We start from the raw sequence: 15,384 nt of genomic DNA, 5'->3' as shown, positions 1-15,384 counted from the left end.
CTAATCGAATAACTCTTCGGTGATCGATTCGATCTGTTGTTGCGAGATTTTCGGGACTTCCGGTGCGTTCTCTTCGCGGAATATCTCGTATAAGGCATCCGGAGTGCCGTGCGGTACCGCCAGACCGGTATCCTTATTAATCGGTACTTCGACGATGCCCTGAGGCATGCTGAAAGGTTCGTTCGGCTGATCTTTCAGCGCTTCGCTCATATATTCCATCCAGATCGGCAGTGCAGCGCGGCCACCGACTTCATAGCGTCCCAAGGTTGATGGCTGGTCGAAACCGACCCAGACCGTAGTGACGATATTCGGATTGAAGCCGGAGAACCAGGCGTCTTTCTGATCGTTGGTAGTTCCGGTTTTACCGGCAATATCTTCGCGTTTCAACGCGCGTGCGCGCTTACCGGAACCGTAGTGAATAACATCCTGCATTATGCTGGTCATAATGTAAGCGTTGCGTTCTTCGATAATGCGTGGAGGGGTATTTTCGCTCAGGCAGTTCGGTTCGTTACAGACTCTGTTCGGTTCGGCCTGATACAGAGTATCGCCGTTGAAGTCGCGCACTTCGTCGATCAGGTAAGGGGTAATCAGGAAACCGCCGTTAGAGAAAGCCGCATAGCCACGGGCAACTTCCTGCGGCGTAAGTTCGACGCTTCCCAGAGCCAGAGAGAGGTCTTTATGCGCATTGATTTCACTCTGAGGGAAGTCAAAACGCTGGAAATAGTCGACTGCATTGTTAATCCCGATCTGTTGCAGAAGGCGGATCGAGACCAGATTGCGCGACAAAGCCAGCGCTTTGCGCAGACGGGTCGGGCCGTAATATTGGCCGGAGTAGTTTTCAGGACGCCAGTAGTCTTCCAGGTTGCGATCGTGGAAGACCACCGGTGCGTCGTTTACCGTGCTGGCAGCGCTCATGCCGCTGTTCAGTGCCGCCGAGTACAGGAACGGTTTGATATTGGAACCGACCTGACGTTTACCCTGCGTGGCGCGGTTGAATTTACTGCGGAAATAGTCGTAACCGCCGACCATCGCCAGAATTCGACCGCTGTGCGTGTCCATGGAAATCAGCGAGGACTCAACCTGCGGATCTTGGGCCAGTTGCCACTGGTCATCCAGTTTCTGGACATAAATTACATCGCCGACCTTAAGTACGTCTTTGGCCGATTTCGGGCCTTTCCCCTTGCGATTGACGTCGATATAGGGTGATGCCCATTCCATTGTTTTAAAGTCTATCTGAACGGCTTCTTCGGTTTCCAGAAGAACGTCTGTACCTTGCTTGTTGAAGCCGGTGACCACACCAACCAGCAAGTCACCGTAGTTGCTGATTTCCTCAAGTTTAGTGATTAAGGCCGGAAGATCCTCCTGAAATTCCGCAAGGTCAATTTGCTCAATGGCTCCGCGATAGCCGTGACGACGTTCGTATTCCTGCAACCCGTGGCGGATCGAGGTGGTTGCCTGCTGTTGCAGACGACTGTCCAGAGTGGTCACAATGGTCAGACCGTTCTGCAAGGCTTCTTCGCCGAATTTTTCCAGAGCAAAGGCGCGCGCCTGTTCGGCAACATAGTCCGCTTCGACTTCAATGATCGGGCCGTGCAGCTCGGCATGAACCTCGACCGCGAGCGCTTCTTGCATTTCCTGCTCGGTAATGAAGTTTAATTCGTTCATGCGACGCAGAACATAGTTTCGGCGCAATTTAGCTCTTTCCGCATCGCGAATCGGGTTATAGGCCGATGGCGCTTTCGGCAAACCGGCAATCATCGCAAACTCGTCCAGACTTAATTCGGCAATCGGTTTTCCGTAGTACGTCTGAGCCGCAGCGGCAACGCCGTAGGAGCGGTAACCAAGGAAAATCTTGTTCAGATACAGAGCGAGAATTTCCTGTTTAGACAGTTCGTTTTCGATTTTATAGGACAGAATGATCTCATTCAGTTTACGCAGATAGGTCTTCTCTTTGGAAAGGAAGAAGTTACGCGCCACCTGCATGGTAATTGTCGAGCCGCCGGATTTCTTTTCGCCGGTAGTGACCAGTTGATAAACGGCGCGTCCCAGTCCTTTGAAATCGACACCGTTGTGTTCGAAGAAACTTTCATCCTCGGCGGCGATAATCGCCTGCGTCATGCGTTCGGGAATTTCCGGATACTCGAGAGGAACGCGTTTCTTGGTGCCGATTTCGGTAATCAGTTTGCCGTCCTGCGTTTCAATGCGCAGAGGCACCTGATAGGAGACTTCTTTAAGTTCACTGACTTCCGGCAGAGTCGGGTAGATGGTCAGGTAGTAGAAAAGTCCGGCCGCGAGAGGGATTGCGAAAAATGCACCGACAAAATTGAACCAGACAAACCATTTAAACAGGCGGCGTCCGGAAGATTTTTTAGGCGGTTTTTCGGGGGACGGTTTATTCTCGGAAGGCTGTTCCGGAGAGGAAGTGTCCGAGTCTGCCCCCATAATTTCTTTGGCCGAGCCCACGGACGGCATTTCATTGTCAGAGGTGATTTGCGGTTTAGATTCGCTCATTCTTTACTCGAAATTCTATATCCCTGCCTGCTGTGTGTTTTTCGGTCACTTTTGGCCAGGTTTTTATGTTGTTTTTAGATCGTTTGCGATCAAGGTCAATAATGAAAATTTTGACTCTGATTATAGCTTTTTATCTTTACGGAATGGGGAGAAATTATGGAAGAAGGATGGCGATATGCGGGGCGCTTTGCGCATAAAAAAAACCGGCTTAGAGCCGGTTTTGATGTGGTTTATTCCGTATCCTGAATCAGGATTTTTTAGAATAACGACCTGTTTTTATGTCGCTCCACATTAGGGCTAGGTTCCCGCCTACGATATACACGATTGCGAGAACAACGCCTGCAAGCCCGATAGCTACCTGTAGTGATTGAGGAAGAATATCTGCCCAAATACCAAGTAGAACCGCTAGAGGAATGACTACTGTGATGGCCAAAACCAGTAGCATTTTCATTAAGTTACTCATAATTTCCTGCGCCTCAGTAAGAAATATATTTATTACGCAGCGAAACTATACTGCTGTTAGGGGTAAATTTCAATCATTCGGATTGATTTGAGGTAAGTTTCTATTTGCCTCTTTCTTTGTAGACCAAAGGAAAGGGGAGTGAGAATAAGTCCTTGTTATGTCAGGCCATAAGAAATGTTGTGCGATTATTTCTGGCATCGCCTGAATGGGGTGTCTGTAGCGGTTTTGGCGATTGAAAAGCTATTCGATATTCTGCACTTGTTCGCGCATCTGTTCGATTAAGACTTTCAGCTCTACGCTGGCTTGCGAGGTACGGACATCCACCGACTTCGAGCCGAGGGTATTGGCTTCGCGGTTGAGCTCCTGCATCAGAAAATCCAGTCGGCGTCCGATCGGCTGCCCGCTTTCCAGCACATGGCGTATTTCATTCACCTGCACCTGTAACCGATCAAGCTCTTCGGCCACATCCGTTTTCTGCGCTAGCAGAGCGACCTCCTGATGCAGTCTGTGTTCATCCACTTGTGCCTGCAGATGGAGCAGTCGCTGACGAAGTTTATCGGCCTGAGACTGCTGGATTTCCGGCATCAGAGGTTGCAGAGCCAACAGTTGCTGTTCTATCAGGTCGCATCTTTGCAGAATCATCGACTTTAAGGCTTCGCCTTCGCGGGCGCGGTGCGCTTTGAGTTCGGCGATGGTTTCGTCCAGCGCTTCGAGCAGGATTTGATCGAGTTGTTCCTGTTGTTCGCGGTCACTGTTTTCCTGCAGAATTCCGGGCCATTGCAGAAGTTCCAGTGGATTGACGTGGGTCGCTTCGGGAAGATGTTGCTGAATTTCGCCGATCGCCTGATTCAGTGAACCGAGCAATTGCCGGTTAATGATCAACGCTTGCGCGCTTTGAGTCGCAATGCTCAGGCTGACGTCAATTTTCCCGCGTGAAAAGTGTTGTTTGAGCTTGTCGCGGATCGGTATTTCCAGATGGCGCAGACTGTCGTTCATGCGGAAATTGATTTCCAGATAGCGCTGGTTGACCGAGCGCAACTCCCAGCTGAATTGGCCTTGATAATACGCGCTGTTCAACAGCTGTTGGCTGCGGGCAAACGCTGTCATGCTGTAAACTTTGGCGGTCGTATTCATTGAGACTCCTTTCAGGGTTTGCGTCCATAAGGTGGCAGGGAATCGTTTATAATTCAGCCATTCTATACGTTTTGATCAAAAAGGATACAGGATGACGGACTTAAACGGGTCTCGCCCGAGCGGTCGCGCGGCCGATCAGTTGCGCGCGGTAAAAATTACCAAGCACTTTACCAAACATGCAGAGGGCTCGGTTTTGATCGAGTTCGGTGATACGCAGGTGATCTGTACCGCCAGTGTCGAGGAAAAAGTACCGCCTTTTCTGCGTGGGCAGGGGCAAGGCTGGGTTACCGCCGAGTACGGCATGTTGCCGCGTTCCACTGGGACGCGTATGCGCCGTGAAGCCAGCGCCGGCAAACAGGGCGGGCGCACTCAGGAAATCCAACGCCTGATCGGACGTTCGTTGCGCGCGGCGGTCGATCTGACCCGTCTGGGCGAGCGCACCATTCACATCGACTGCGATGTCATCCAGGCCGACGGCGGGACGCGCACCGCGTCGATCACCGGCGGATTTGTTGCCCTGTCGATTGCGATTGAGCATCTTATCGAAAGAGGATTGCTTGCCGAAAACCCGATTATCCAGCAAGTCGCTTCGATCTCGGTCGGTGTCTATCAGGGGACGCCGGTGCTGGATCTGGACTATGCTGAAGACTCGAATGCGGAAACCGATATGAATCTGGTCATGACCGATAAAGGCACTTTTATCGAAGTACAGGGGACGGCGGAAGCTGCGCCTTACTCGATGGACGAGTTGCAGGCGATGCTTGAGCTGGGACGTAAAGGGGTTGCCGAATTGACTGAAATTCAGCGTCAGGCGCTTGCCGAGTAAAAAAGAGAGGCTCGGGAAATGCAAAAAATCGTTTTAGCCAGCGGCAACCGCGGAAAACTCAAGGAGATGAGCGATATTCTGGCCCCTTATGGCTGGGAGGTTCATGCGCAGAGCGAGTTTTTCAGTGAAGAGGCCGAAGAAACCGGCTTGAGTTTTATCGAAAATGCCATTCTAAAAGCGCGCTTTGCCGCGCAGAAAACGGGATTGCCGGCGATCGCCGACGATTCCGGAATTGAGGTGCATGCTCTGAAAGGACGGCCGGGAATTTATTCGGCGCGTTATTCGGCCGACGAGGTCGATCAGGTCAGTGATGAAAGCAATTTGCAGAAGCTGCTGAAAGAACTTGAAGGTGTTCCGGACAATGCGCGTCAAGCGAGTTATTACTGCGCCATGGTGTATGTGGATCACGCCGAAGACCCGACGCCGATTGTCGGTTTGGGGCGCTGGTATGGTGAAATTCTACGTGCCAAGCGCGGCGAAGGTGGCTTCGGCTATGATCCGATTTTCTGGGTCGAAGAGCTCGGTAAAAGCGCGGCCGAGTTGCCGAAAGAGCAGAAAAATCAGATCAGTCATCGCGCTCAGGCGTTGAATGCGCTCTTGATGCAGTTAAGACGAGGCGCATGATGTCGATGCAGGCCCGGCATAGCGTGCTGTCGCCCTGGTGGCTGATCACTCTGGTGGCCTTAATCAGTATGCTGGCGCCTTTTTCGATTGATACCTATCTGCCTTCCTTTCCGGCAATTGAAGCCGAACTGGGCGTTAGTCGCGAGTGGCTGACGCAGAGCCTGTCGGTTTATCTGGCGTTTTTTGCTGTTTCTACACTGCTCTGGGGGCCGCTGGCCGACCGTTTCGGACGCCGACGTGTGGTGCTGCTGAGTTTGCTTGGATATCTTATGGCCGCGCTGTTGTGCGCCCTGGCCGAAGATTACTTTTGGTTGTTAATTGGTCGCGCGTTGCAGGGCGTAATGGCGGCTGGCAGTGTGGTGGCCAGCCGGGCGATGATCCGTGACTTTTTCCGCGGCCCCGAAGCGCAGAAAGCATTGGCCGTCGTGATGATGCTGTTTACTCTGGCACCGGCGCTGGCGCCGATTATCGGCGGTTGGCTGGATGCCCACCTCGGTTGGCGTTCGGTGTTCTATTTCCTCGCCGCTTTTGCTCTGCTGATTTTGCCTATTTTTTTGGTGAAAATACCGGAAACGCAGGCTCCGGAGTCGGTGCAGTCGATACATCCGCATTTTCTGATGCGCTCTTATGTGCACAGTCTGCGTCATCCTCTGTTTTTGCGTCTGGTCATCGTTCAGGGGCTGTTGATCGGCGGCTTTTTTATCTATGTCGCCTCTTCGGCCAGTCTGATTTTCGATCACCTGCATCTGCAGGAACAGGATTTCTGGATTCTGTTCCTTCCGATGGTCAGTGGTATTCTTCTGGGATCCTGGCTGTCGCATCGTTTGGCCCATCGTATTACTGCGGTGTCGATGGTCAATCTGGCGTTTATATTGGCGTTGTTCGCCATTGCGCTGAATGTCGCGCTACAGAGTCTGTCAATGCAGGAGGCGTTCTGGGTAATCGCGCCCTTGAGTGTATATGCCGTCGGCTTCGCTTTGGCCAATCCCGGCCTGACGGTTTTCGGTCTGGATTGCTTGCCGGATAAACGCGGTATGGCGGCTTCGCTGCAAAGTCTGGTTCAGATGGGGACGGCAGGGTTGGTGACTTCGCTGATTGTTCCGGTAGTACACGACAGTCTGTTCATGATGGCGGTGTCTCAAGCGTTGATGCTGTTGAGCGCCTTCGTTATCTGGCGATGGTTGAAGACGCATTCGAGTTTCGAACCCATTGTCGCCTCGCAGAATTCTTAGGAGGAAATTTGAATTTTACCCAGCCGCTTCCTTTGAGCCTTTATGTACATTATCCGTGGTGTATCGAAAAGTGCCCTTATTGCGATTTCAATTCACACACCCTCAAGCAGGAGATTGATGAAGCGCAGTATGTCCAGTCCCTGTTGCGCCAGTTGGAGCAGACTTTGCCGATGATCTGGGGGCGACCGATCCGCAGCATCTTTTTCGGCGGGGGGACACCAAGTTTGTTTTCCGAAGCGGGTATTAACGAGTTTATGTCTCAGGCCAGAGCTTTGCTCGGTTTCTCGCCGCAGATCGAGATAACGCTGGAAGCCAATCCGGGAACGGTCGATTACCGGAAATTCGCCATGTTCCGTCAGGCTGGGATCAACCGATTATCAATGGGGATACAGAGTTTTGCCGACGATAAACTCAAGGCGCTCGGGCGGATCCACTCTTCGCAGGAAGCGAAGAAAGCGATTCAAGCGGCCAAAGACGCCGGTTTCGACAACTTTAACCTCGATCTGATGTTTGCGCTCCCGCAGCAGTCCTTGCAGCAGGCAATTGAGGATGTCCGGCAGGCGCTGGATTTCGAGCCGCCGCATCTATCGCATTATCAGTTGACGCTGGAACCGAATACGCCATTTTATAAACAGCCGCCGCCTCTGCCGGACGATGATCTCGCGTGGGAGATGCAGCAAGCGTGTCAAGAAGTGATTGCCGAAGCCGGCTACCAGCATTATGAAGTGTCCGCCTACGCCAAACCGGGGCATCAGTGTCAGCACAATCTGAACTACTGGCGCTTCGGCGACTATATCGGCCTGGGCGCCGGAGCACACGGTAAAATCACCATGGCGCCCGAGGGCAGAGTTCTGCGCACTCAGATGCCGGCATCCCCCGGCGGCTATGTTGAGACTATGAAACAACCGAATCCGGGGCGCACTACCGAAGTGGACGAAGGCGAGCTGCTATTTGAATTTATGCTCAATGCCTTGCGTTTGCAGGAGGGTTTTGACTTAAGTCTGTTTTCGCAGCATACGGGGTTGGAGTTGTCGGTTTTACAGCCGCATCTGCAAACCATGCAGCAGCATGATTGGGCGCAAATACAGGACAATAAATTGATCCTGACTAAGAGCGGTAAGACCTATCTGAATAATGTAGTCAGTTTGTTTCTGTAAAATTTGCTAAAATTTTGTTTTTATTTAAGTCTTTGCTTATTTGTTAGTTGCAGGTAGGCGGGAAACAGCAGTGTAAATGAGGTGGGTATGCAGCTTAAAACAGTATTGGCGGCGGTGATGGGGATCGCTGTATTTTCAGCCGGATCGGCTCAGGCAAAAGAATTGAGCGACTGGTATTTTACCGGCTCTCTTGGCGGTTCAATCAGCATGAATGAAGATGTCACGATTAAAGATACCGGTGGCGATATCGAAATCAAAGATGCCGAGTTGAAGACCAAACCGTTTACGGCACCTCCTTATTACGCGGTGAAGATCGGTAAAAATCTGCACGGCAACTGGGAAGGCTATGCCTTGGAATTCGAACATATTCACCAGAAGATCTATATTGATGACCTTCCTGCGGATGTTCAGCACTATGAAATTACTGACGGCTTCAACCTGTTCTATCTGAACCTGAAGCGTGAACTCGGCGATGGTTACGCGGTTCGTGCCGGTGCCGGTTTCGTTCTGGCGCATCCACAGATTACGGTTCGTAACACGGAAACCTACACGCAAGGCGGTGGGGCACTTCCTATCGGCGAAGGTTATCAGGTAGCGGGGCCATCAATGCAGATTGCTGCGGAAAAGTCGTTTGAAATCAACAAAAACTGGGCGCTGGTTCCAGAAGTGAAACTGACCTATTCGCCAAACGCCAAGATTGATCTGGAAAACGGTTCGACCGAACTGAGCAATACTGCAGTGCATTTCCTGTTGGGCATGCGTTATCAGTTCAATGCATCGGATGACCGCAAGTCGTCTGTTGCCGAGAAAAAAGGGCCGGCGAAACACTTTATCGGTTATGACACCTATCAGCTGAACGGCAACGAAGGCGGCGCTTTCAAATACCACTATCGTATTAACGAACTATACGGTGTCGAGCTGGGTGTGCACACCAACTATATCGAAGGCGCTTTGGCGGGCGAAGATTCCAAATGGCACCCTTATCAGAGCTACTCTTTGGGTGTAAATCGTACCCTGGCCGATCTGGGCGGTTTTGCCACCATGAGCGCGACGCTGGGTCTGGAATATATGGATAAAGCGGACGATATCTCAACGGCGGATGCGACCACCAATATTTTCGGTCAGATGAATCTGGATGTGCCTTTCGGATTCAGCGATCAGAAAAACTGGATGGCGCGTTTTGCTCTAGGCTCAACCGGCAAGGGCGAGACAGCTGACCTGATTAATGATAAACCTGACTACGGTCACGGTTTCTTCACCAATATCGGTGTCTATTACGGTTTCTAAGGATTGAATCTTCCTTGAACGTAAAAAGCCATGCATTGCATGGCTTTTTTTTCGGCATAATAAAGCGGCATCTAATAAAAAACACAGGAACATGAGGGCTGTATGACTGCAATGGCAAGGAAATGGTTTAAACGCCTGGTACTGATACTGGCGATTATTCCGATGTTAATCTTTCTGGCGTTTTTGGGGGCGATCAACTTTATCGATTTCAACGGTTATAAACCACAAATCGAAAAAGAGGTCTCCGACTACACCGGTCGGAATTTCAAGATCGAGGGAAGTATTGACGTTTCGGTAATGCCGTTTGTTTTTTCGGTCGGTAAAGCCTCTCTGGCGCAACCGCCGGGCTTCGATCCCAAAGTGCCACAATTCAGCATGAAAAGTGTCGAAGTCGAACTATCGATGTGGTCTCTGCTGTTGCATAAGAAACTGGAAATTCTAAGTGTCGAATTGGTCGGCCCCACGCTGAACCTTCAGCGAAACGTCGACGGTCAGGATAACTGGTCGGATCTTCCGGCTCTGTCGAATCTGCTGCCGCTGTTACCTGCTCAGCAACAAGTTTCCGCTAACGGCGTGCAACCATTGCCGCTGAATGCGTTCTTTACACCGAATGCTTCGGCGCAGAGCGACACGGATGCATGGAGTCTGCAGAGTCTGGTGATCAGTGACGGCTGTATTAATCTCAGTGAGCAGCAAGAAAATTATCGAATGAACCTGGAGAAGGTGAATCTGTTTGCGCTGAATCTTCAGGCTGATAAACCATTCGAAGTTCGCAGCGATTTTCAGTATCACCATAGCTTGTCGCCACGAACGGTGAATTTTCGCATAACGTCGAATTTCGAGATGGACCAGAAGTTGCAGAATTATCTGTTTTCCGACTGGCAGGGCGTTGTCACGGTTTCGTTGCCGGAAGAGTTTGCGGTACCGCAAGCGCATCTGACGACGTCCGGTTCGGCGATGAAAATCGACCTGACTCAGAAACGAGTGCAGATGGAGCAGCTTAATCTTGAAGGGTTGAACGGTAAACTGCAGACCAATTTCAGCGGACGTTTCGGTGCGGCACTGGATATTACCGGTGAATTGAAAGCTAAAGAGATTGATCTGCCGTTGTGGTCGAAACATCTGGCTTTGCCTCTGGCGCAGAAAGACGACCCGAAATGGCAGAAGGTGAACGGAGAATTCCGCTGGAGCTGGGTAGGCGAGGAGATCTTGATTGAACCTTATCTGGAGAAGCCGAGTACATCAACGCTGCCTGCGCAGTAAACACTTCGCCAATAAAAAACCGCTGAAAAGCGGTTTTTTTATTTCGCAGGATTAAACGCGTTCGAAGATGAGATCCCAGACGCCGTGGCCGAGACGGTGGCCGCGCTGTTCGAATTTGGTCAGGGGGCGGTAATCCGGGCGCGGGGTGAATTGACCCTTGCCGCTGACATTGCGGTAAGCGGGCGCTTCCGACATGACTTCCATCATATGTTCCGAATAGTTTTCCCAGTCGGTCGCCATATGGAACTGGCCGCCGATTTTAAGGTGTTCGGCAATGGTGGCGGCAAATGCCGGCTGGACGATGCGGCGCTTGTGATGGCGCTTCTTGTGCCAAGGATCCGGGAAGAACAGGTAAACGCCATCCAGCGAGTCCTTTGGAATGCATTGCTCCAGCACTTCGATGGCGTCGTGATTGAAGATGCGAACATTGCTCAGCTTTTTTTCTTCGATCAGTTTCAGCAAAGCGCCGACACCCGGTTTGTGCACCTCGACACCAATGTAGTTGTTGTGCGGATTGGCCTCGGCCATTTCCGCCAGACTCTTGCCCATGCCGAAACCGATTTCGACAATGGTCGGTGCCTGACGACCGAATACTTCGCTAAAATCCAGCATGCCGTTTTTTACTTCCAGACCGAATTCCGGCCAGTGTTCATTCAGGGCTTTTTCCTGCGAGGCGGTCAGGCGACCCTGACGCAGGGCGAAACTGCGGATGCGGGTGGAGTATTTTTCCGGCTTGGCAGTTTCTGCCGTCTGTTGCGGGGCTGTTTCGGTGTTTTGGTTTTCAGTCTCTTTGCTCATCTTTCTGATTCCTAAAAGAAAGGTGCTTTACAATAACGCTGTTTTAATTGCCGCATAGTATAGCCGAAAACGGGAGAAAACATTTGACTGACGCATTTGAGTCGCAGGCGTTTAGCCAGCGTTTACTGGAATGGTTTGACGTCTATGGCCGTCACGACCTGCCGTGGCAGAAAGCGATCAATCCTTATCGTGTCTGGGTGTCGGAAATCATGTTGCAACAGACTCAGGTCGCGACGGTGATACCGTATTACGAAAAGTTCATGCAGCGTTTTCCGACGGTACAGGACCTCGCCGCCGCCGAGCAGGAAACGGTCCTGGCGCATTGGGCTGGTTTGGGGTATTACGCGCGCGGTCGCAATCTGCATAAGGCGGCGCAACTGATTATGGAACAGTATGACGGGGAATTTCCTGTTACTCTGGAAGAGGTCATGGCGTTGCCGGGCATCGGCCGTTCTACGGCGGGCGCAATTCTATCGATTGCGCTCGGGAAGCGTCATCCGATTCTTGATGGCAATGTTAAACGGGTTCTGGGACGCTTCTATGCACTGGAAAGCTGGCCGGGCGAGAAGCAGGCCGAAAATTGGTTGTGGCACAAAGCTGACGAGCATACGCCGGCAGAGCGTTTTGCCGATTATACTCAGGCGATTATGGATCTCGGCGCAACCCTTTGTACCCGTTCCAAACCGCAGTGTGAAAGCTGTCCGGTCGCCAAAGGCTGTCGCGCCTTGCAGATTGGCACTGTCACCGATTATCCGGGGAAAAAGCCGAAAAAAGAGAAGCCTATCAAGGAGACCTATCTGGTGATGCTGCAAAAATCCGACGGCAGTTTATGGTTGGAGGAGCGGCCGCAAAAGGGGATCTGGGGAGGGCTTTGGTCTTTTCCTGAGCTGCAAAGCTGGCAGGAATGTGAAGACAAAGCGCAAAGCCGACTCGGTTCGCAGACAAGTTTGTTAAAATGGGAACCATTCAGGCATACCTTTTCGCACTATCACTTGGATATTACGCCGGTTTTCGCTCAGCAGAAACCGGCGGTCGGTGAAACGGAAGGTGATTATCCGATCGGAGGTGTCGGTCGCTGGGTCAGGCTGGAAGAACTGGCTCAGGACAAAATCGGCCTGCCGGCTCCGGTGCAGAAATTGGTTGAGCAACTGCAGAATTACTAAGCTTTAAATTAGGAGAGAATGATGTCTCGCAAAGTACACTGTGTCAAATTGGGTGAAGAATTGGATGGTCTGGACTTTCCGCCGTTTCCGGGCGAATTGGGACAGAAGGTTTTTGATAGTGTTTCCAAAGAAGCCTGGAAGCAATGGTTAGGACAGCAGACGATTCTGATTAATGAATACCGTCTGTCGAGCCTGGACCCGAAAGCTCGCAGCTTCCTGATGGAAGAGATGCAGAAGTTCCTCTTTAACGATGAAGATGTTGATATGCCAGAGGAATTCAAAGCTTTATAAGCCTGAATTGCTTCGGCAAAATGTAAAACGCCCGGAGGATTGATCCTCCGGGCGTTTTCTTTTTTACTTAAGTCTATTTTGATGAAGCGATTGCGGATGGCAATCGTTGTCTGACTTATTTGTGATATTGAGGGGATAGCTCAACGACCGCCTTAATAAAGGCTTCGGCATGTTCCGGTTTAACTTCCGGGTGAATACCGTGGCCAAGGTTAAAGACATGACCGGAGCCTTTACCGTATTTCTCTAGAATGAAGCCGACTTCCGCGCGGATGCGTTCCGGTGAAGCATACAGCATGGACGGATCCATATTCCCCTGGATGGCAACCTTGTCGCCAACGCGCTCACGTGCAACGTCGATATCGGTGGTCCAATCCAGCCCCAGTGCATCGCAGCCGGTTGCAGCCATATCTTCCAGCCATTGTCCGCCGCCTTTGGTGAACAGGATTACTGGCACTTTGCGACCTTCGTTTTCACGTTTCAGGCCGTCAACAATCTTGTGCATGTATTGCAGCGAGAACTCTTTGTAATCACGTGGAGTCAGTACGCCGCCCCAGGTATCAAAAATCTGTACTGCCTGGGCGCCGGCTTCAATCTGTGCGTTCAGGTATTGGATAACCGATTCGGCAAGAACGTCCAGAATGTGGTGCAGTGTCGCCGGCTCGTCATACATCATTGCTTTGATTTTCGAGAAGGTTTTGCTTGATCCGCCTTCGACCATATAGGTCGCCAGCGTCCAAGGGCTACCGGAGAAACCGATAAGCGGCACGCGGCCGTTCAGGTTTTTGCGGATGGTGCTGACGGCATTCATGACATAGCCCAGATCCGATCCCATGTCCGGAACATACAATTTCTTGGCATCCGCCATCGAGCGAACCGGCTTGTCGAAAACCGGACCTTCGCCGGTTTCAAAACGCAGCCCCAGTCCCATGGCATCCGGAATGGTCAGAATATCCGAGAAAAGAATCGCGGCATCCAACGGGAAACGCTCCAGCGGTTGTAGAGTCACTTCACAGGCGAGTTCGGCATTACGGCAAAGGTCCATAAACGAACCCGCTTGCGCACGTGTTGCGCGGTATTCTGGCAGGTAACGACCTGCCTGACGCATCATCCATACCGGTGTGCGGTCAACAGGTTCTCTTAATAAAGCACGTAAGAAGCGGTCGTTTTGTAGTTCTGCCATTGCTAGGCCCTTTCTCTGTATCTGTTTGAAAATCAGACTATTCTAGCCGAAAGCGCGCTGTTATAAAACTTTAGATAGTGTGGAGGTTTGCGATCGCAGGCGTTTGCGCTCAAGATCGCTTAAGAGGACTGAAGACATCAAAGGCATAAGGGTGGTCGATCACCATATACATATGGCCTTTATAGAGGTAAGCATAGCCGCGCACTTCAACGGTTTGCCCATTGAGCGCCTGTAGTTTGGCGTAGTCGAACTTATCCCAAGCTTTTTTGGGGATACGAACGCCGGTGGTATCCATATTCAGAATGTAATTTGTCGAAGACTGCCTGACTTCAAGGATTTTCCCTTGAATGATACGGAATCCCTGATCCTGATCGGTGATCTCGCTGCTTTTGACCAAAGGAAAGTGGCTGTTCGGGTTTTTTTGGAGCTGATCCCAGAGTTGATAGCCTTCCTGGCGAGCTTGCTGCTCCGCTGCGTAATAGCATTCGGCGTAACGGGTGTTGTCGTTCTGCGTCCGGTTAATGGCATAGCCGGAACGAAGCATCGCTTCATTCAGACTGTTACCGTTTTTGAAAAAGACGTGCGCTTGCTGAATACGGTTTTTATCAACCTGATTTTTGTCATAGACCACACCAATCTGCAGATTATGGTTGGCCAACAGGGTGTTTAAATGCTCCTGAGCCGCTTTAGCGAGTGGTTCACCGGGGGTGTGAAATTTATAGGTGCGCGCTTTCTGTGGAGTATACAGACCGATCAGGTGTACGCGTTGATTCTGGACGATAATGGTTGAACCGTTGATGGCATATTGCGCTTCCACCCAGACATCCGGTTCAAGATTGCGGCAGTTCTCCTGCGCGCTGGCCTGAAATGTCGGCAGGAAGGTAAGGAGTAATAATGGCGTCAGCAGAAGACGATTGGTAAACCTTGGTTTCGTGTGCATTCTCAACCCGGTGAATTCATACAATAATGCTGTTACTTTAAGCAGTTTTTGGGCCTTTTGCCACTTTTGCATGCCGGTTTGCGAAATTCCAGGCATAAAAAAACGCGGTATAAACCGCGCTTTTGACAAAAGTTGAATCGTTTCGGCGATTAAGCGCGACGACGACCAAACTTCTGCTTGAACTTCTCAACACGACCTTCGGTATCAACAAGAGTCTGCTTACCAGTGTAGAAAGGGTGAGAAGCGCTAGAAACTTCAATACGTACTAGCGGATATTCGTTACCGTCTAGAGTAATGGTTTCGCCAGAAGTTTTTTCAATTGTCGAACGAGTAAGGAAAGTTTCACCAGTAGAGATGTCCTGGAAAACTACGTCCTTATATTCTGGATGAATGTCTGCTTTCATGATGACGGTCCATTAATAGTTAATTTCGAAAGAAAAATGCATTATATGGATTCAATCCGTAAATGCAAGTTTCTTTTTTAGTTTAAGTAAAAAGAATCAACGGCTTAGATG

Annotated in this window: 15 protein-coding genes; 8 read left to right on the top strand and 7 right to left on the bottom strand. The window is 50.9% G+C overall.

Annotated elements, in window-relative coordinates; genetic code table 11:
- The 3 genes from HQN79_RS11240 to HQN79_RS11230 form a co-directional block, all read right to left on the bottom strand.
- A complete protein-coding gene (locus HQN79_RS11240) occupies positions 1 to 2,511 on the bottom strand; it encodes a penicillin-binding protein 1A (protein WP_238843378.1) in 2,511 nt (836 codons plus the stop codon).
- A 247-nt stretch (positions 2,512 to 2,758) separates the two neighbouring features.
- The gene (locus tag HQN79_RS11235) at positions 2,759 to 2,974 is read right to left on the bottom strand and encodes a hypothetical protein (RefSeq protein ID WP_173286582.1); all 216 of its coding nucleotides are present in this window, start codon (positions 2,972 to 2,974) and stop codon (positions 2,759 to 2,761) included.
- Between the two features lie 240 nt (positions 2,975 to 3,214).
- On the bottom strand, positions 3,215 to 4,108 hold the full coding sequence (locus HQN79_RS11230) for a YicC/YloC family endoribonuclease (RefSeq protein ID WP_238843377.1): 894 nt from the start codon (positions 4,106 to 4,108) through the stop codon (positions 3,215 to 3,217).
- A gap of 91 nt (positions 4,109 to 4,199) precedes the next feature.
- Between HQN79_RS11230 and rph the strand changes: the two genes are divergently transcribed.
- From rph to HQN79_RS11200, 6 genes are all read left to right on the top strand, one after another.
- Positions 4,200 to 4,934 carry a ribonuclease PH gene (rph, locus tag HQN79_RS11225; protein ID WP_173286579.1) on the top strand — a complete coding sequence of 245 codons (735 nt, stop codon included), beginning with the start codon at positions 4,200 to 4,202 and terminating at the stop codon, positions 4,932 to 4,934.
- A gap of 18 nt (positions 4,935 to 4,952) precedes the next feature.
- A complete protein-coding gene (gene rdgB, locus HQN79_RS11220) occupies positions 4,953 to 5,558 on the top strand; it encodes an RdgB/HAM1 family non-canonical purine NTP pyrophosphatase (RefSeq protein ID WP_173286577.1) in 606 nt (201 codons plus the stop codon).
- A complete protein-coding gene (locus HQN79_RS11215) occupies positions 5,555 to 6,790 on the top strand; it encodes a multidrug effflux MFS transporter (RefSeq protein ID WP_173286575.1) in 1,236 nt (411 codons plus the stop codon). Before rdgB ends, HQN79_RS11215 begins: the two co-directional genes overlap by 4 nt.
- 8 nt (positions 6,791 to 6,798) lie before the next feature.
- On the top strand, positions 6,799 to 7,947 hold the full coding sequence (gene hemW / locus HQN79_RS11210; RefSeq protein ID WP_238843376.1) for a radical SAM family heme chaperone HemW: 1,149 nt from the start codon (positions 6,799 to 6,801) through the stop codon (positions 7,945 to 7,947).
- A gap of 87 nt (positions 7,948 to 8,034) precedes the next feature.
- Entirely contained in the window at positions 8,035 to 9,234 is a 1,200-nt protein-coding gene (locus HQN79_RS11205) for a hypothetical protein (protein WP_173286571.1), read from the top strand.
- 102 nt (positions 9,235 to 9,336) lie between these two features.
- A complete protein-coding gene (locus HQN79_RS11200) occupies positions 9,337 to 10,497 on the top strand; it encodes an AsmA family protein (RefSeq protein WP_173286569.1) in 1,161 nt (386 codons plus the stop codon).
- Positions 10,498 to 10,548: 51 nt separating this feature from the next.
- Here HQN79_RS11200 and trmB read toward each other — a convergent pair whose 3' ends face one another.
- Positions 10,549 to 11,295, bottom strand: a complete 747-nt coding sequence (gene trmB, locus HQN79_RS11195; RefSeq protein WP_173286567.1) for a tRNA (guanosine(46)-N7)-methyltransferase TrmB — start codon at positions 11,293 to 11,295, stop codon at positions 10,549 to 10,551.
- Between the two features lie 83 nt (positions 11,296 to 11,378).
- Here trmB and mutY point away from each other — a divergent pair, with 83 nt between their 5' ends.
- Together mutY and HQN79_RS11185 are read left to right on the top strand one after the other, a co-directional pair.
- Positions 11,379 to 12,458: an A/G-specific adenine glycosylase gene (gene mutY / locus HQN79_RS11190; protein WP_173286565.1), complete on the top strand. Its 1,080-nt coding sequence runs from the start codon at positions 11,379 to 11,381 to the stop codon at positions 12,456 to 12,458.
- A gap of 21 nt (positions 12,459 to 12,479) precedes the next feature.
- Positions 12,480 to 12,749, top strand: a complete 270-nt coding sequence (locus HQN79_RS11185) for an oxidative damage protection protein (protein WP_173286563.1) — start codon at positions 12,480 to 12,482, stop codon at positions 12,747 to 12,749.
- A gap of 115 nt (positions 12,750 to 12,864) precedes the next feature.
- Here the strand turns inward: HQN79_RS11185 and hemE are convergent, their stop codons facing one another.
- The 3 genes from hemE to HQN79_RS11170 all read right to left on the bottom strand — a co-directional run bounded on the left by hemE (position 12,865) and on the right by HQN79_RS11170 (position 15,273).
- On the bottom strand, positions 12,865 to 13,929 hold the full coding sequence (gene hemE, locus HQN79_RS11180) for a uroporphyrinogen decarboxylase (protein ID WP_173286561.1): 1,065 nt from the start codon (positions 13,927 to 13,929) through the stop codon (positions 12,865 to 12,867).
- Positions 13,930 to 14,038: 109 nt separating this feature from the next.
- Positions 14,039 to 14,869 carry a thermonuclease family protein gene (locus tag HQN79_RS11175; protein ID WP_173286559.1) on the bottom strand — a complete coding sequence of 277 codons (831 nt, stop codon included), beginning with the start codon at positions 14,867 to 14,869 and terminating at the stop codon, positions 14,039 to 14,041.
- Between the two features lie 149 nt (positions 14,870 to 15,018).
- Positions 15,019 to 15,273 (bottom strand): type B 50S ribosomal protein L31, encoded by a 255-nt coding sequence (locus tag HQN79_RS11170; protein ID WP_173286557.1) that lies wholly within the window; start codon positions 15,271 to 15,273, stop codon positions 15,019 to 15,021.
- Between the last annotated feature and the right edge of the window lie 111 nt (positions 15,274 to 15,384).

It is taken from the genome of Thiomicrorhabdus xiamenensis (genome assembly GCF_013282625.1).
GTDB classification, from domain to species: Bacteria; Pseudomonadota; Gammaproteobacteria; order Thiomicrospirales; family Thiomicrospiraceae; genus Thiomicrorhabdus; species Thiomicrorhabdus xiamenensis.
This window is presented reverse-complemented; position numbering and strand designations above follow the sequence as displayed.